Below are 15,351 nucleotides of genomic sequence, written 5' to 3' on the forward strand. Positions count from 1 at the left end.
GCCTCGTCGTTACTTCTTCTGCCCGATCCGGGGTTCGGTACCGTTCAGAAGCCGGCGGATATTCGCGTGGTGCCGCGCCCACCCAAGCACCGCCAGGACGACGCCGGCCCAAGCGAGGGGCGGGTTCGCGCCGCCCAAGACGGGCAACATGGCGTAAACGGGTACGGCCACCAAGCTCAACAGGGCCGACAGAGACGAGAACCGGAAGATCAGAGCTACGACCAGCCATGTGGCGCAGGCTGCGAGCCCGACCGGCCAATGAATGGCGATCAACGTGCCGAGCGTGGTCGCGATGCCTTTTCCGCCTTTGAAACCCAGCCAGACCGGGAAATTGTGTCCGAAAACCGCCGCGACGCCGGCGACGATCGGGGCGATCGGACCGCCAAGCCCAAGCTCCGGCAACAGATATCGGGCCAACATCACCGCGCCTGCGCCCTTGCCGCTGTCCAACAGCAATACGACGAAGGCGAGCGGCTTATTGCCGGTGCGCAGCACATTGGTCGCCCCGATATTGCCCGAACCGATCTTGCGGATATCGCCATATCCGCACAGGCGGGTCAGGACGAGGCCGAAGGGGATGCTGCCCAGCAGGTAGCCTAGAAGAGCGGCGGACATCAGGGGCAGGTGTTCCGTCACGACCTTTTCCGATCAATAGCCGGCGGCGGCATAAAGCGGGCGACCGTCGACCACTGTCCGCAGAACCTTGCCCTGGACCGGGCGGCCGCCAAAGGCGGAATTCTTGGATTTGCTGTGCAGCAGATCCTCTTCGATGCGCCAAGCCTTGTCCAAATCGAACAGGACGAGGTCCGCCGGCGCCCCTCGCCGCAGTCGGCCACCGGGTAGACGAAACCGCTCGGCCGGACGCACGGTGACCAGCGCCAGGGCGTCGTTCAGGCTCAAATGTTCGTTGTGATACAGGCTAAGTACCAGGGGCAGCAGCGTTTCCAACCCGACCACGCCGAAGGCCGCGTCGTCGAAGGGCAGGCGCTTGGAATCCTGATCGTGGGGCGCATGGTCCGACGCAACGATATCGATCGTGCCGTCGGCCAGCGCGGCAACCACCGCCTGGCGATCCTCCTCCGACCGCAACGGCGGGGAGACCTTGGCAAAACTCCGGTAATCCCCGATCGCGAGTTCATTCAACGCGAAATAATGCGGGGCGGTGTCACAGGTGACGTCCAGACCGGCCTTTTTGGCCCGTCGGATTGCCTCCAACCCGTCCGCGGTCGTCACATGTGCGAAGTGATAACGTCCGCCGGTTCCCGCCAGAAGGCGCAGGTCGCGCTCTATCGCGATGACTTCGGCGACGGCCGGAATGCCCGCCAGCCCCAGTTTCGAAGCCAGTTCGCCGCTGTTCATGACGCCGCCCTTGGCCAGAGAGGCGTCCTCGGGGTGTTGAACTAGCAAGGCGTCGAAAGCACGGGCGTAGCTCATGGCGCGGCGCAGGACCTTGGCATCGCCCAGCATGCGCTCGCTGTCGGTGAAGGCAACGGCTCCTGCTTCGGTCAGCAGGCCGATCTCGCTGATCTCCTTGCCTTCCAACCCTTTGGTGAGGGCGCCGTAGCAATAGACCTTTGTCTGTTTCAGTTCGCGGGAACGGCGGGCGATGAATTCCAGGACGGACACGTCGTCGATGACGGGCGAGGTGTTCGGCAATTGAACCATGGTGGTAACGCCGCCATGGGACGCCGCCTGGCTGGCACTGGCGATCGTTTCCTTGTGCTCCTCGCCGGGCTCTCGCAACTGAACTCGCACGTCGATCAGGCCGGGCGCCAGGCACTTGCCCTTGCAGTCCACGACCTCGTTCACCGATGGCGCACCGGTCCGAAAGAGATGCGCGCCAAAATCGGCAATGCGGCCGTCTTCCACAAGCAAGGCGCCGGTAACGTCCAGACCGGTGGCCGGATCTAGCAATCGGGCGTTCAGATAGGCGATACGGCCTTCTTCGCTCATGCCGCACCTCCTTCCCGAAGCGGGCGGGTCAGAATGTCCAGGCAGGCCATGCGGACGGCGACGCCCATTTCGACCTGATCGCGGATCAGCGACCGGTCGATGTCGTCCGCCAGCTCGGAATCGATTTCGACGCCCCGGTTCATTGGGCCGGGATGCATGACCAGCGCGTCGGGCTTGGCATAGGACAGCTTCTCGCGGTCGAGGCCGAAATACCGGAAGTATTCGCGCACGGAGGGGACGAAGGATCCCTGCATCCGCTCCAACTGAAGACGCAGCATCATGACGATATCGACATCGTGCAGCCCGCCGCGCATATCGGTGAAAACCTCGACCCCGAACCGCTCGGCTTTCGGCGGCAGCAGGGTCGGGGGCGCGATAAGACGGACGCGCGCACCCATGATCTGCAATAACTGGATGTTGGAACGCGCGACGCGGCTATGGGCGATATCGCCACAGATCGCGACGGTCAGACCGCTCAACTTGCCGACCCGGCGCCGGATTGCGAGCGCGTCGAGCAGGGCCTGGGTCGGATGCTCGTGGCGGCCGTCGCCGGCATTGATGACGGCGCCGTCGACCTTGTCCGACAAAAGCTGGACCGCGCCGGAATTGCCATGCCGGACGACAAGGACATCCGGATGCATCGCGTTCAGCGTCATCGCGGTGTCGATCAGGGTTTCCCCCTTTTTGATCGAACTGGAGGCGACGGTCATATTGATCACGTCCGCGCCGAGCCGTTTTGCGGCCGCTTCGAAGGATGTGCGGGTGCGGGTCGAATTCTCGAAGAACAGGTTGATGACGGTCAGGCCCTTCATCAGGTCCGACGTCTTGTCGACCCGGCGCGACTGGTCGACATAGCCGTCGGCCGCGTCCAGAACCATGGTGATATCCAGGGGAGAAAGACCTTCGATGCCAAGAAGATGGCGATGCGGGAAGGATGTTTCCGGTGAGGTCTTCATCGGGCGCGCACTATAGGCAAACGGCGGTCATTGGCAAGCCGTTCCTTTCGAATCGAAACGTGTCTATTCCCGGCGGCGTGGAACCGTTATTGTGACCGACGCCGAGGATTCACCCGCAAGGGACAGGTACGTGTATCAGTCTAGATTGTTTATGCTCGGAATGCCCGTTCTGACCCTGGTTGCGAGTTCCTGTGCGTTCTATCTGTTGGGCAGCAACGGGCCGATCTGGGCCATTATTTTGGCGGGACTCGCCGCATTGGTCGCGGCGTTTGCTACCGCGCGCGACCTGCTGACCGTAAAATCCAACGGGATTTCCGACGACGAATCGAAGCGGCTGGCGCTGCTGGAGGCCATGTTCGATCAGGCGCCGGTCGAAATGTATCTGAAGGATAATCAGGGGCGCTATCTGCGGATCAATCGCAGTTTTGAACGGTTGATCGGGGTCCGGCAGGAAGATTTGTTAGGGGCATTACCAAATGAATATGTACCGGAAGGCAGTGTCGACCTGATCCGTCAGCACGATCTTGCGGTCTTGGAAGAGCGCAAGGCAATTTCCCGCGATGCGCTGGTCGAAACGGCACTCGGTCCCAGGGAACTGCGTCTCAGCAAGTTTCCAATCCTGGATGGGGCAGGAGAACTGCTGGGCCTGGGGGCAGTCGTTGCGGATCAGACCGAGGTCCTGAGGATTTCCCGCCGCCTTTCCAAGTCGGACCGATGGATCCGCGCAATCCTCGAGAATGCACCGGTTGGTGTTTATCTCAAGGATTTGGAGGGCGCCTTTATCCTCGCGAACCCGGCATTCTGTCGCTATGTCGGGGTCAATCAATCCGACTTGATCGGGTCGACCATTCTGAAGGCGACGGGACAGCCGGCGCGGCCGGAACAAATTGCGGCGGATAAGCAGATCCAGGAAACCGGGGAGGCAATCGTCTTCGAATCCAAGGAATTGGTCGACGGCAAGGAAACAAACTTGGAAGTCCTGAAGTTTCCGGTCCTCGACGAGGACGGTACCTTGACGGCCATCGGCGGGATCGAGGTCGATATCACCGAACGCAAGGCGATCGAGCAAGAATTGCTCTGGGCGAAGGAGGACGCCGAACTGGCGAACCGCGCCAAGACGGACTTCCTGGCCAATATGAGCCATGAAATCCGGACGCCGCTGAACGCTATTCTTGGGTTCTCGCAGGTTCTTGAAGCGGAAGTCTTCGGCCCGTTGGGAAGTGACCGGTACCGCGATTATGCGTCGGACATTCGGCGTAGCGGGACTCATTTGATGGAACTGATCGGCGACATCCTGGATCTTTCCAAGATTGAATCCGGGCGATTGGACCTGTCCGAAGAGAATGTCGTACTGAGCGATATCGTCGAGGCCAGCGTCAGCGTGGTTCGGGATCAGGCGGCCGAACGGGCTGTCGCGCTATCCGTTACCGTGCCCCCTTCGTGCCGTGTCCAGTGTGACAGCCGTGCCTTGCGTCAGATCGTTATCAACCTGCTATCCAACGCGGTGAAATTCACTCGAAGTGGCGGGTCGGTTTCCGTTCGGGTCGACATGGTGGCGCCTGGCGGTTGCGAACTGGTTGTTTCAGATACCGGCATTGGTATTCGCCAGGAGGATCTTCAGCGCGTTCTGGAGCCTTTCACACAACTGCGTACGCCCCATCTGCAAGGAGAGCCCGGATCGGGTATCGGTCTTTCCATCGTCGACCGGCTGTGCGCGGCGATGGGAATGACGCTGGGTGTTGAAAGCGAGGTCGGGAAGGGGACTTCCATCCGGATCGGCATTCCACAGGACAAGGTTCTGGAACTGCCGGACGCGGAACGATAACTCGACGCCACGGCGGAATCCCGATTAGCATCCGGCCATGGTCGATACCTCTCCCTTTATCTGCACCTATCGATTGGACGGCAATGGCGGGGCGCAAAGCCTGTCGATCGAAGAGGCAAAACAAGCGTGGAAATCCGACGAGTCCGGGATCTGGGTCCATTTGAACCGTAATGATCCGGGCGGGCAGGCGTGGCTGGTCGATGAGTCCGGTCTTGATCCGCTGATTACCACCGCCATGCTGCTGCCTGAAACGCGGCCGCGTTTCGATCCGGCCCCCGGCGGGGTGATCGTCAATCTGCGCGGCATCAACCTGAACGAAGGCGCGCAGCCGGAGGATATGGTTTCCATCCGTTGCTTCTGTGACGGAAAGCGGCTGGTGACCGCGCGATTGCCCCGATTGCGGGCGGTCGATGATGTCCGCGCTGCGTTGGAGGCGGGACGGGGGGCAAAGACACCGGGGCAGATACTGACTGCCATCGCCGACCGGTTGACCACGCGCATCGGTGAATTGATCATGAAGATCGACGGCGAAATCGATCAAATGGAAGAGGACTTTCCGCCGGACGAGACTTTGCTGGGCGACCTTCGTCGTAAAATTCTTGAACTGCGCCGCTATGTGGCGCCGCAGCGCGAAGCTTTGGCGCGGGCGTCGGGCGATTTCGACGAAACGCTGGATCTCCGGGCCCATAGCCAGTTCGCCGAAGTGCGGGAGCGGACCGCGCGGCTGCTTGAGGATTTGGAGGTCCTGCGGGACCGGACGCAGATTCTGCGCGACGAGATATCCGATATGCGGAACGACAAGATGAACCGGGCGATGTATTCGCTGTCGCTTGTGGCAGGGTTGTTCCTCCCGCTTGGATTCGTAACCGGGCTTCTGGGGATCAATGTTGGCGGCATGCCTGGCGTCGATGACGGTGCGGCCTTCTGGATCGTCTGTATCCTGTTGGTCCTTCTGGGAATCGCGGCCTGGCTTTTGTTCCGTATCAAGAAGTGGCTTTGAGAGGGTCCATGCTTATCCGAAATATTGCCGAGAGCGACGCGGCATGGCTGCACGCCTTGAATGAGGCCTGTCTGCCGGCCGTAAACCAGTTGAGCCATGACAGGCTGTGGAAACTTGTCGGCAAGACGGCCGTGACGCGCGTGGCGGAAATCGACGGCCAAGCCGTTGGCGTCGCCATGACGCTCGCGCCCGGCATCGATCACGACAGTATGAATTATCTGTGGTTCGACGCTCGAATGGACGATTTCCTGTATCTCGACCGCATCATGGTGTCCGATTCCGCGCGCGGACATGGTGTTGGACAGGCGCTCTACCATGACATTTTCCGCATCGCCGCCGAACGCCCTGGGACCCGTGCAGTTACATGCGAAGTCAACCTGAAGCCTTTCAACGGTGGTTCCCTGCGGTTTCACGCGGCCCTGGGTTTCATCGCCGTCGGCGAACAGGATACCGAGGGCGGCAAGAAGGCCGTGTGTCTTATGCGCCGGGGTGTGACGGAGACATAATCCATGATTTCCCGAGCCTATCTGCGCGAGTTGAGCGCGCATAACGAATGGCAAAACGATGTCGTTTTTGGGTTATGCGACGAAATCGGGGAGGAGGCTCGGGGCGAAGATCGGGGCATGTTCTTCTCATCGATTCATCACACCCTGGATCATATTCTGATGGTCGACAGGGCGATCCTGACCTACCTGAACAGCGAAACGCCTCCGCCCAGTTCCTACCAGGATATGATCTGGCCGGATTGGACGGAGCTTAAGTCAGCGCGCCGAGAGATGGATTTGTCGATCAAGGCATTTGCCGAAAGTTGGGATCTCGACTGGCTTGCCGGTGAGGCCGATGTTCGAAGTCCACGCAGGCCGGATGCCAGGTTCATGCCGCGTTGGATCCTGGTTGTTCAGATGTTCAATCACCAAACGCATCATCGGAGCCAAGTGACAGCGGAACTTCATCGTATGGGGTTGGATTACGGATCGACGGATATTCCGTTCCGGCCGGGCTGCGGATACTTTGTCGATTGATTTGTATTGAAACTAAGAATCGTTCGCATATATTGTCGCCATACCGTGTTCGGTACGACGTAATGGAGCGAACAAATGGTCAGAAATATCGCCAAGACAGCAACATACAGCGTCATGCATCTGAGCGTCGCCGTGACGGTGGCCTATGCGCTGTCCGGTGACTGGCGTATTGCGTTGAGCATCGGGGTGATAGAGCCGATGGTCCAGACCGTCGCCTATGCGGTACACGAGAAGGTCTGGACGCGAGTAAACTTTTGGCGCCGCGAACCTGAGGCGGCCTGACGCCGAAGAGAAACCGGCAGGTCTTTTCAATTGAAGTCAGGCGTCTGACCGGTATCCTTTCCCGCACCGCGCGATAGTATCCAGGCGGAAAACAACAGGGGCGGGAGAGGGGATATGTCCGATCTAACAGCGGCGGGGCCCGCGAGCGTTCGTCCAATCCGGCATGACTTCGTTTTTACCGGTGATGCCCGAACCTATTTTGCCATCTGTCTGCGGACCTTCCTGTTGGCCGTGGTGACCTTCGGCATCTATGACGCCTGGGGCACGGTCGAGCGGCGCCGGTACCGAATGGGCAACACCCGGGTCGCCGGGCATGGTTTCGACTATCACGCCAGCCCGATAGTCCTTCTGATCGGACGCTTTGTCGCCATTGGCGTCATCATCGGGATCCAACTATCGGTCACCTTCCTTCCGCCGGACATCCTGGGCTATATCAGTCCCGCCTTCTCGTTGCTGGTGCTCTTCGGCATGCCTTTCGTGGTGTTGCGCAGTCTGCGGTTTCATGTCCGCAACACCAGCTATCGGAATATTCGCTTTGATTTCGTCGGCGGGTACTGGGGCGCCTTCTTTGTGACGATTGTCGCGCCCTTCCTGGTCGGCATTACGGCGGGGCTGATCTTCCCATGGTACCGCGCCAAGTATCAGAAATTCATCTGGAACAATGTGAAACTCGGGCGGTCCGGCTTTTCCCTGGAAATGCCAATGTGGCCGCTTTACCGCGCGTTCATAGTGACCGCGGTGTTGAGCATATTGCTGACTGTGGGCTATTTCGCACTCGCATTTCCGGGAAGTTTCCACCTGGCCAGCGCATTAGACATTGGGTCGAGTGTCCAAATCGAGTTGTTGCTGATCGCGCTGACGTCGATTTATGCCTTCGCGCTTGCTGCCGTCATGTTCATATTCACGACGGCGTTGCGGAACACGACGGGTCGGAACCTGCAACTTGAAGGCGGTCATTCCTTCGATAGCAATGTGCACAGCATGAAACTCGCCTGGATCGTTCTGTCACGCGGCCTTTTGGCGACCGTGACTCTCGGACTTTTGCTGCCCTGGGCAACGATCCAGATCCATCGTTACCTCGTGTCCGAAACCGCATTGCTGGCGAATGGCGACTTGGACCGGTTCGTGGCGGCGGAAGTCGATCCGGGCGGCGCGGCGGTCAGCGAATTCGGTGCAATGGAAGGGATTGCGGATGGCGTCTTCAGCGGTATCTGACCGCCCTGGAAGGACGCCGCACCGCGTTTCGGGCCGCTTGTTCGCGGCCGGTAGCAGCGCGTTCATCGAAGCATCCGTCGAGTTCGGTGTCGGATCGGTCTGCCTAATCGGGGTGGACGGCAATCTGGGCGCTATCCGGTCGCTGACGGAGGTAACGATCGACCGTCCGGTGGTGGGACTGCCGCGCCGTCTCCGCTTTCCCGGCGGGGAGGTCTTCGAAAGCGACGATCATGAGATGTTCGAAGCCGCACTCGCTTACGCCGAGGGCCGGTCGAAACGCAAATCCGGCGCGTTGGGGCTGGGGCCGGTCAAGCTCATTGCGTTGGCGGTGCTGGCTGTCCTGTTGCCGGTCGGCGTTTTCCTTGCCATGCCTTACGCGGCCGATGGTGTCGCACGGGCATTGCCGCGCTCCATAGACAAGGCGATCGGGGCCTCAGCCTTCGAGGAGATGGATGGAAGGCTGTTCCGGGGAAGTCGGCTCGCGCCCAAGACGAAGAGCGACCTCAACCGCCTCTTCCGGGAGATCGTGGATGCCTCGGCGTTGGACCCGGATGACGTTCGTTTGAGGCTTCGAATGGCGACCCATAAGGGCCTGAACGAAAACGCCATTGCCCTGCCGGATGGCACGATCGTTCTATTCGACGGTCTGGTGGAGATCGCTGAAAATGAAGACGAACTGGCAGGCGTACTTGCCCATGAAATCGGGCATATCGAACATCGGCACAGTCTTCGCCAGGCGGTCAGGGCGGCCGGTCTTGGGCTTCTGGTGACCATTTTCGTCGGCGATTCCGCCTCGCTGCTGGAAGAACTGGCCGCCGCCGGCGTCTTCGCGACGGAATTGTCCTATAGCCGCGAATTCGAGACGGAGGCGGATGTCACCTCCGCTCGGATCATGCGGCGTCTCGGCCGGGATCCCGAAGCAATGGTTTTCTTGTTGCGGCGCCTGCATAGCGATTGCAACGACGATTGCGAGGAATCCGGGTTCTGGTCAACGCATCCGGGCCTGCGGGAGCGTATGGAAAGCGTTGGTGCCGGGACGGAATGACCCGACCGGCTTGAAGCCTGCCGCAAAGCATGTATCCATGCCCCGTACCAAGACACAGCATCAGGAACACGGCGGCGAGCCATGGGCGCAACGATCTTCATCGACGGCGAAGCAGGAACGACGGGACTTCAGATCAAAAGCCGGCTGATCGGCCGGACGGATCTCGATTTCATCCGACTGGACGACGCGCGACGCAAAGACCCGGCCGCCCGGCGTGAGGCCCTGAACGACGCAGATCTGGTCATTCTGTGCTTGCCGGATGATGCCGCTAAAGAGGCGGTGTCCCTGATCGACAACGGTACCACACGGGTGATCGATGCCTCCTCGGCCCATCGTACGGCCGATGGCTGGGTATACGGTTTCCCGGAGTATGAATCCGACAGCCGAAACGCCGTGGCGTCCGGCCGTCTGGTCAGCAACCCCGGCTGCTACGCGATCACCTCGGTCGCCATTCTGCACCCACTGATCGCCGCAGGTGTGCTGCCTTCCGATTGGCCGGTCACGATCAATGCCGTCTCCGGCTATAGCGGCGGCGGGAAGCAACTGATTGCGGCCTTCGAGGATCAGGGGTCGGAGGCCTATACCGACGAATCCTTCCGCGTCTATGGCCTTGGATTGTCGCATAAGCATGTGCCGGAAATCCAGAAATGGGGCGGCCTGACGCATCGGCCGCTTTTCGTGCCGAGTGTCGGACGGTTCGCGCAGGGCATGCTGGTTCAGGTGCCGCTGCAGCTTTGGGCCCTGCCGGGCAAACCATCGGTGGCGCAGGTTCATAAGGTGCTGAGCGATCATTATGCCGGACAGCGTTATGTTCGCGTTTGTGAGCTCAAGGACAGTCTGGCCGCCGCGAAGATCGACCCTGAAGAGCTGAACGGTACCAACGAATTGCGCTTGCACGTCTTCGCCAACGAGGCCGAAGGGCAGGCCGTCGTGGTCGGGCAGCTGGACAATCTGGGCAAGGGCGCGTCCGGCCAGGCCGTTCAGAACCTGAATATCATGCTCGGTCTTCCCGAAGACGAGGGATTGGACCGGCCGGCCCATATCGAATGATCGGGGTTTTCGATTCGGGCCATGGCGGGCTGACCGTCTTGCGGGCCCTTACAGCGACACTGCCGGATGAACGGTTTCTGTATCTGGGCGATCACGCCTATGCCCCCTATGGCATGCGCTCGAACGAGGAAATCTATCAACTGACCCGCCGCCGGATCGCGGATCTGTTCGAGCGGGGCTGCGATCTGGTCGTTCTGGCCTGCAACACCGCGTCGGCCGTCGCACTGCGGCGTTTGCAACAGGATTGGCTGCCGAAAGCCGCGCCACAAAAGCGGATCCTGGGGGTCTTCGTGCCGGTAGTGGAGGCACTGACAGCGCAGGACTGGTATGTGCGCGGTCCATCGCCCTATGCGCCGCCGCGCGCCGCGCGGACGGTGGGGGTCTTTGCGACGCGCCGGACAGTCGAAAGCCGCTCCTTCCCGACGGAGATCAAGGCTCGTGCGCCGTCCATGTCGGTGATCCAGCAGCCTTGTCCGCGATTGGCAGAGGCGATCGAAGAAGGGCTGGCGGACGACGCCCTGCGGCGCGGGGTCGAACGCTATGTCAGTCAATTGCTGGCAAAGGCCGGCCGCACGCAGCTTGATCTGGTCGTTCTGGGCTGCACCCATTTTCCCTTGGTTGGCGACCATTTTCGCTCGGCCTTGCCCAGGGATGTCCGCGTCATGGATCAGCCGGATGTCGTGGCCCAGAGTCTTGTTGCCTATTTGACCCGGCATCCGGAATTCAAACGGCGCCCGGACGAAGCGCCCGGCCTGGAGCTATTGACCAGTGGGGATCCAAAGGCCGTTTCCGAGATCGCCGCGCGGTTCTATGGCGCGCCGGCGCCGTTTCGTCATTTGAGCGGCGTCGAACCGGAGCCGACCGAAACGCTGGTAGCGGAAAGCGAGGCCCAATGAGCCAGGATATTCTGCCGTTCGACGGGATCATGCCGAAACTTGCCGATTCCGCTTTCGTCGCCCCGGGCGCGAAGGTTATCGGCGATGTGGAAATTGGCGCCGATACCGGTATCTGGTACGGCTGCGTTCTGCGCGGCGATGTGAATGAAATCCGGATCGGCGCCCGGGTTAACATTCAGGATGGCACCGTTATTCATGTCGCATCGAAGGGGCAGGGGACCTATATCGGCGACGATATATCCATCGGTCATATGGCGCTGATCCATGCCTGCACCCTGGAAAGCGGCTGCTTTGTCGGTATGAAAGCGGTGGTCATGGATGGCGCCACGGTGGAAAGTGGCGCCATGGTCGCGGCGGGGGCGTTGATCACCCCCGGCAAGGTCGTGCGGCGCGGCGAGTTATGGGCCGGATGGCCGGCCGCCTGCAAAAGGGTGCTGTCGGACAAGGACATCGAGATGATGACCTGGACCCGAACCCATTACGTCCAGCTTGCGAAACGTCACGCCGCCAGCCTCACGGCGTAATGCGTCCTCCTTCATCCAGGGCCCAGTCACGGAAAGCCGTGACCTTTGCGATGGTCTCGGAGGATTTCGGATAGACCACATAATGGGCGAATTCCGGCGCGATTTCATGGGAGTCGCCGAACGGGCGTACCAATCGGCCTGCCGCCAGATCGCCCCCGACCAATGTCGATGAAGCCAGTGCCACTCCCAGACCGTCGATTGCCGCCTGTACCATCATCGCCTCCATGTTGAAACGCATGCCACGCGCCGGGTCGATACCGTCCAGATGGGCGGCCTTCAGCCACAGCCGCCAGTTTGCACCGGCCTCCCTCTCCATGCGCCATTCGGCGTGCAACAGGGTCTGACCGCGCAGGTCCTCCGGATGTCTCAGGCGCTCCGCCAGGGCGGGGCTGCAGACCGGAAACACCGTCTCTTCCAGGAACGGGATGACGGTCAGGTCCGGATAGCGTCCGGTTCCATACCGAATGGCGATATCGATCCCGCCACGCTGAAAATCGGCAAAGTCGTCCGTCGCATGAATGCGCAGATCGATATCCGGATGGGCCTTGCGGAAGCGCTCCAGGCGCGGAATCAGCCATTTCTCCGCCAGGGTGGGATAGACACTGACCGTCAGCATGGCCCCGTCGCGGCTGGCCGACAGACGGTTGTGAACGTCCCGCAGCGCCGAAAATCCCTCCCGGACGGATGGTAGAACCGCTGCCGCGTCAGGGGTTAACTCCAGCCGTCGGGTCGACCGGATGAAAAGGGCGGTTCCGTAATGGTCTTCCAAAAGGCGGATCTGCTGGCTGACTGCGGCCGGTGTGACGTGCAACTCCTTCGCCGCCTTGGTGAAGCTCAGGTTGCGGGCGACGGATTCGAACATCCGTAACGCGGTCAGGGGCGGCATCCGGTCGGTCATTTCGATTGTTTAGCACAGCTTAATTATCAGAAAAAGAAACATCGTTTGTCGAAGTAGTGGAAGTGGACAAAATATGGGGTGTGCCTGAGGGGGCGCTTGATCGGAACTTAATGGAAACTGAAAGAAGGCAAGCGATGACCCAATACCCTTTCACCCAGGCGGAGATGAATTTCGTGCCTGCCGGCATACGCAATCCGGAAGCCCGCTATATCGGCGCGACCGGGGCCGCGGAGCGCAACTACGACCCGGACCGGCGGTCGGTGAAGGTCGCCGATGGCCGCATCCGCGCCGACGATTATGGATTGGACAGCTCCGGTTTTGAATTGATTCAATCCACGACCGCTTTAGGCGAGGTCGAGGATCCGGATCATCCGGATATTCGCGTGGTCTACTATCCGGAGGTCGAGGAGACTCTGCGGCGACAGACCGGCGCGTCGGAGGTTCTGCTGTTCGATCATACGATCCGGATCACGGGCAGCGATACGGTCCGTCGGCCGGTGCAGCATGTCCACAACGACTATACCCACAATTCGGCCCCGATCCGGTTGGCGCAACTTTTGGGCGCGGAAACCGCCGCTGAATGGCTGAAGGGCCGGGTGGCGCAGGTCAATCTGTGGCGTCCGCTGAAAGGACCGGTGCGCACTCTGCCCTTGGCGCTTGTCGACGCGCGGACGATTGGTCCCCACGATCTGCGGGACACGGCCCTGATCTATGATGACCGCGTCGGCCATATCTATCATTTGAGCCACAATGATGCGCAGAGATGGGTCTATTTCCCGGAGATGACGCGCGACGAGGCGATCTTGATCAAGGGATATGACAGTGCGGAGGATGGACGGGCGCGTTTCACGCCCCATACCGCCTTCTCACTGCCGGGAGAGCCGGTGGATGCGCCGCCGCGGCACAGTATCGAGGTCCGAAGCTTCCTGCGCTTCGACTGAACCGGAGACAACAATCGGGGGAGGGGAAATGGCGGATCATCTTACCGGCGGATGCTATTGCGGCGGCGTACGCTATCGCTTGGACGGGCCGCGCCGCGACATTATCGGCTGTCATTGCAGCCAATGTCGCAAGACGTCCGGCCATTTCGCCGCGATGACTTCGGTTCCCAAGGACAAGCTGATCTTGCTGTCCGACGAGACGTTGACCTGGTTTCAGTCGTCCGAAACCGTGCGCCGGGGATTCTGTAATCGATGTGGCGGAAACCTGTTCTTCGATCCGGCGGAAAAGCCGACGATTTCCGTCACGGCCGGAACGCTCGATCTGCCCACGGGGTTACGGATGACCCGACACATCTTCGTGAAAGATCGGTCCGACTATTATGACATCCCGGCGGACTAACGCTCGAACTATGGTCCGGAACGGAAGCGGGGCGGCAGGTTGAAACCTGACACCCCGTTGTCTTGTTCAGTGGCAAGGCGCGTATTGCGCACCACGCCAGCCTGTCCGGATTGAAAAGCGGAACAGGCACAATGATGCGTTACGGCTCGCGCCGGCCTCGAAAAGGTTCCTGACCGCGCCGCTGGGTTTATAGCGGTTCGATCTTCTCCGCCATCGGGCCTTTATCGCCCTGACGCGCGACATAGCGAACGCGCTGTGCGGTCTCCAATGTCTGCAGCCCGGCCCGGCCCAGGATCCGGGCGGAGACGAAAACGTCCTGGCCGCCATTATCCGGGGTGACGAAACCGAAGCCTTTGGCATCGTTGAAGAACTTGACAGTGCCTTCGCCCGGTTCGCCGGGCGGTCCACCGGATTGGTGGTGACGCGGCCCCCGGTCCATGCCGCCGCCGAAACCGCCTGGACGCGGACCCGGGCTCGGGCCGCGGCTCGGCTGAGGCGCGGCGGTCGAAGCATCGACGGAATAGACGGTGGACACCATCAAACCCTTCTGTCCCTGCGCGAGGTCACAGACCAGGGTCACACCTTCGGCGATCATGGCGGCGTCTTCCAAGGGCAGGACCGATGCGTGCAGAAACGCATCGCTATTGTCGTCATCTTCCGGAACGACGAATCCGAAGCCTTTGGTCGGGTTGAACCACTTTACTTGAACGGTCACCCGCTCTTGTACGATGGCGGGCGGCAAACGGCGATTCATGGGAAACTGGCGCTCCTTCGCTACTCCCTGGCCAGGGTACGGATGTCTTGCAAATCTCCCCCGAATCCCCAACCGTTACTGTAGGGCGCGGTTTCTCTGAAAGCCTGCCCCGGTTTACCCTGATAGTCTTAAGGCATATCCGTTCGCGCGTCTACGGCATAAACGCGTATCCAGCGGCGTGTAATGCGGTAATCCGGCCAAAAGCAACCCCGCCTCGGCGGGGCCGGGCGGGGCTGCGGATCGTCATTTGTCGCTACCCAGGGTATGAACCCGGGCAACCCTGCCGATTAGCGGCGGGCGAGCGTTTCTTCGATCGTGTCGCGGGTCATACCGATATCGGCCAGCATTTCGTCCGACAGGGCGTAGAGCTGGGCGGCGGTGGCGCGACGCGAGCGATAGTCGGCGACCGCATAGGCGGCGCCTTCCAGAAGGGCGATAACAGAGTAAACGCCGCGCGCGATCAGGTCCTTAACCGTGATTTCGCGAGCGCCGGTATCGAACGTGGTAACAGCCATGATGCGATCTCCAGAAACTAGCGGTTTCGATTTCGGGCTTTGGGCGCGGGCGTCCTGGGCTCCGTCTGGCGTTCA

General features: G+C 60.8%; 18 protein-coding genes. 12 read left to right on the top strand and 6 right to left on the bottom strand.

Annotated elements, in window-relative coordinates:
* Nucleotides 1–9: 9 nt before the first annotated feature.
* From plsY to ACO06O_RS08650, 3 genes are read right to left on the bottom strand one after another with little or no spacing between them, the layout of a single operon-like run.
* Complete coding sequence (gene plsY, locus ACO06O_RS08640; protein ID WP_421878295.1) at nt 10–615, bottom strand: glycerol-3-phosphate 1-O-acyltransferase PlsY; 606 nt, start codon at nt 613–615, stop codon at nt 10–12.
* 33 nt (nt 616–648) lie between these two features.
* Nucleotides 649–1,953: a dihydroorotase gene (locus ACO06O_RS08645; RefSeq protein WP_421878297.1), complete on the bottom strand. Its 1,305-nt coding sequence runs from the start codon at nt 1,951–1,953 to the stop codon at nt 649–651.
* Entirely contained in the window at nt 1,950–2,909 is a 960-nt protein-coding gene (locus ACO06O_RS08650; RefSeq protein WP_421878299.1) for an aspartate carbamoyltransferase catalytic subunit, read from the bottom strand. Before ACO06O_RS08650 ends, ACO06O_RS08645 begins: the two co-directional genes overlap by 4 nt.
* 151 nt (nt 2,910–3,060) lie before the next feature.
* Between ACO06O_RS08650 and ACO06O_RS08655 the strand changes: the two genes are divergently transcribed.
* From ACO06O_RS08655 to ACO06O_RS08700, 10 genes are all read left to right on the top strand, one after another.
* Nucleotides 3,061–4,734: a PAS domain-containing sensor histidine kinase gene (locus ACO06O_RS08655; protein WP_421878301.1), complete on the top strand. Its 1,674-nt coding sequence runs from the start codon at nt 3,061–3,063 to the stop codon at nt 4,732–4,734.
* A gap of 37 nt (nt 4,735–4,771) precedes the next feature.
* Nucleotides 4,772–5,734, top strand: coding sequence for a zinc transporter ZntB (locus ACO06O_RS08660; protein WP_421878303.1), 963 nt, complete (start codon nt 4,772–4,774; stop codon nt 5,732–5,734).
* A gap of 8 nt (nt 5,735–5,742) precedes the next feature.
* Nucleotides 5,743–6,240, top strand: coding sequence for a GNAT family N-acetyltransferase (locus ACO06O_RS08665; RefSeq protein WP_421878305.1), 498 nt, complete (start codon nt 5,743–5,745; stop codon nt 6,238–6,240).
* A gap of 3 nt (nt 6,241–6,243) precedes the next feature.
* Nucleotides 6,244–6,756: a DinB family protein gene (locus ACO06O_RS08670; RefSeq protein WP_421878307.1), complete on the top strand. Its 513-nt coding sequence runs from the start codon at nt 6,244–6,246 to the stop codon at nt 6,754–6,756.
* A 75-nt stretch (nt 6,757–6,831) separates the two neighbouring features.
* A complete protein-coding gene (locus tag ACO06O_RS08675; protein WP_420416617.1) occupies nt 6,832–7,038 on the top strand; it encodes a DUF2061 domain-containing protein in 207 nt (68 codons plus the stop codon).
* Between the two features lie 114 nt (nt 7,039–7,152).
* Nucleotides 7,153–8,253, top strand: coding sequence for a YjgN family protein (locus tag ACO06O_RS08680; RefSeq protein ID WP_421878309.1), 1,101 nt, complete (start codon nt 7,153–7,155; stop codon nt 8,251–8,253).
* Nucleotides 8,231–9,298: a M48 family metallopeptidase gene (locus ACO06O_RS08685; RefSeq protein ID WP_421878311.1), complete on the top strand. Its 1,068-nt coding sequence runs from the start codon at nt 8,231–8,233 to the stop codon at nt 9,296–9,298. The genes ACO06O_RS08680 and ACO06O_RS08685 overlap by 23 nt, the downstream gene beginning before the upstream one ends.
* A gap of 81 nt (nt 9,299–9,379) precedes the next feature.
* Nucleotides 9,380–10,348, top strand: a complete 969-nt coding sequence (gene argC, locus ACO06O_RS08690; RefSeq protein WP_421878313.1) for an N-acetyl-gamma-glutamyl-phosphate reductase — start codon at nt 9,380–9,382, stop codon at nt 10,346–10,348.
* On the top strand, nt 10,345–11,244 hold the full coding sequence (locus ACO06O_RS08695) for a glutamate racemase (RefSeq protein ID WP_421878315.1): 900 nt from the start codon (nt 10,345–10,347) through the stop codon (nt 11,242–11,244). Before argC ends, ACO06O_RS08695 begins: the two co-directional genes overlap by 4 nt.
* Nucleotides 11,241–11,768, top strand: a complete 528-nt coding sequence (locus tag ACO06O_RS08700) for a gamma carbonic anhydrase family protein (RefSeq protein WP_421878317.1) — start codon at nt 11,241–11,243, stop codon at nt 11,766–11,768. Before ACO06O_RS08695 ends, ACO06O_RS08700 begins: the two co-directional genes overlap by 4 nt.
* Here the strand turns inward: ACO06O_RS08700 and gcvA are convergent.
* Nucleotides 11,758–12,654 carry a transcriptional regulator GcvA gene (gene gcvA, locus ACO06O_RS08705; RefSeq protein ID WP_420416623.1) on the bottom strand — a complete coding sequence of 299 codons (897 nt, stop codon included), beginning with the start codon at nt 12,652–12,654 and terminating at the stop codon, nt 11,758–11,760. The genes ACO06O_RS08700 and gcvA overlap by 11 nt on opposite strands.
* 146 nt (nt 12,655–12,800) lie before the next feature.
* Between gcvA and ACO06O_RS08710 the strand changes: the two genes are divergently transcribed.
* Both ACO06O_RS08710 and ACO06O_RS08715 read left to right on the top strand, forming a co-directional pair.
* Nucleotides 12,801–13,607 (top strand): CmcJ/NvfI family oxidoreductase, encoded by an 807-nt coding sequence (locus ACO06O_RS08710; protein ID WP_421878319.1) that lies wholly within the window; start codon nt 12,801–12,803, stop codon nt 13,605–13,607.
* 28 nt (nt 13,608–13,635) lie between these two features.
* Nucleotides 13,636–14,007, top strand: coding sequence for a GFA family protein (locus ACO06O_RS08715; protein WP_421878321.1), 372 nt, complete (start codon nt 13,636–13,638; stop codon nt 14,005–14,007).
* A gap of 187 nt (nt 14,008–14,194) precedes the next feature.
* Here the strand turns inward: ACO06O_RS08715 and ACO06O_RS08720 are convergent, their stop codons facing one another.
* Both ACO06O_RS08720 and ACO06O_RS08725 read right to left on the bottom strand, forming a co-directional pair.
* On the bottom strand, nt 14,195–14,761 hold the full coding sequence (locus ACO06O_RS08720) for a cold-shock protein (RefSeq protein ID WP_421878323.1): 567 nt from the start codon (nt 14,759–14,761) through the stop codon (nt 14,195–14,197).
* 287 nt (nt 14,762–15,048) lie between these two features.
* The gene (locus ACO06O_RS08725; protein WP_421878325.1) at nt 15,049–15,276 is read right to left on the bottom strand and encodes a DUF1127 domain-containing protein; all 228 of its coding nucleotides are present in this window, start codon (nt 15,274–15,276) and stop codon (nt 15,049–15,051) included.
* Nucleotides 15,277–15,351 lie beyond the last annotated feature (75 nt).

The organism is Pacificispira sp. (assembly GCF_965228185.1).
Lineage (GTDB): Bacteria > Pseudomonadota > Alphaproteobacteria > UBA8366 > Aestuariispiraceae > Pacificispira.

Coding starts and splice junctions, on each gene's coding strand:
- gcvA (WP_420416623.1), bottom strand. CDS start 12,654: ATGCCGCCCCTGACCGCGTTACGGATGTTCGAATCCGTCGCCCGCAAC.
- ACO06O_RS08680 (WP_421878309.1), top strand. CDS start 7,153: ATGTCCGATCTAACAGCGGCGGGGCCCGCGAGCGTTCGTCCAATCCGG.
- ACO06O_RS08725 (WP_421878325.1), bottom strand. CDS start 15,276: ATGGCTGTTACCACGTTCGATACCGGCGCTCGCGAAATCACGGTTAAG.
- ACO06O_RS08695 (WP_421878315.1), top strand. CDS start 10,345: ATGATCGGGGTTTTCGATTCGGGCCATGGCGGGCTGACCGTCTTGCGG.
- ACO06O_RS08675 (WP_420416617.1), top strand. CDS start 6,832: ATGGTCAGAAATATCGCCAAGACAGCAACATACAGCGTCATGCATCTG.
- ACO06O_RS08720 (WP_421878323.1), bottom strand. CDS start 14,761: ATGAATCGCCGTTTGCCGCCCGCCATCGTACAAGAGCGGGTGACCGTT.
- ACO06O_RS08655 (WP_421878301.1), top strand. CDS start 3,061: ATGCTCGGAATGCCCGTTCTGACCCTGGTTGCGAGTTCCTGTGCGTTC.
- argC (WP_421878313.1), top strand. CDS start 9,380: ATGGGCGCAACGATCTTCATCGACGGCGAAGCAGGAACGACGGGACTT.
- ACO06O_RS08685 (WP_421878311.1), top strand. CDS start 8,231: ATGGCGTCTTCAGCGGTATCTGACCGCCCTGGAAGGACGCCGCACCGC.
- plsY (WP_421878295.1), bottom strand. CDS start 615: ATGTCCGCCGCTCTTCTAGGCTACCTGCTGGGCAGCATCCCCTTCGGC.
- ACO06O_RS08660 (WP_421878303.1), top strand. CDS start 4,772: ATGGTCGATACCTCTCCCTTTATCTGCACCTATCGATTGGACGGCAAT.
- ACO06O_RS08710 (WP_421878319.1), top strand. CDS start 12,801: ATGACCCAATACCCTTTCACCCAGGCGGAGATGAATTTCGTGCCTGCC.
- ACO06O_RS08670 (WP_421878307.1), top strand. CDS start 6,244: ATGATTTCCCGAGCCTATCTGCGCGAGTTGAGCGCGCATAACGAATGG.
- ACO06O_RS08650 (WP_421878299.1), bottom strand. CDS start 2,909: ATGAAGACCTCACCGGAAACATCCTTCCCGCATCGCCATCTTCTTGGC.
- ACO06O_RS08700 (WP_421878317.1), top strand. CDS start 11,241: ATGAGCCAGGATATTCTGCCGTTCGACGGGATCATGCCGAAACTTGCC.
- ACO06O_RS08715 (WP_421878321.1), top strand. CDS start 13,636: ATGGCGGATCATCTTACCGGCGGATGCTATTGCGGCGGCGTACGCTAT.
- ACO06O_RS08665 (WP_421878305.1), top strand. CDS start 5,743: ATGCTTATCCGAAATATTGCCGAGAGCGACGCGGCATGGCTGCACGCC.
- ACO06O_RS08645 (WP_421878297.1), bottom strand. CDS start 1,953: ATGAGCGAAGAAGGCCGTATCGCCTATCTGAACGCCCGATTGCTAGAT.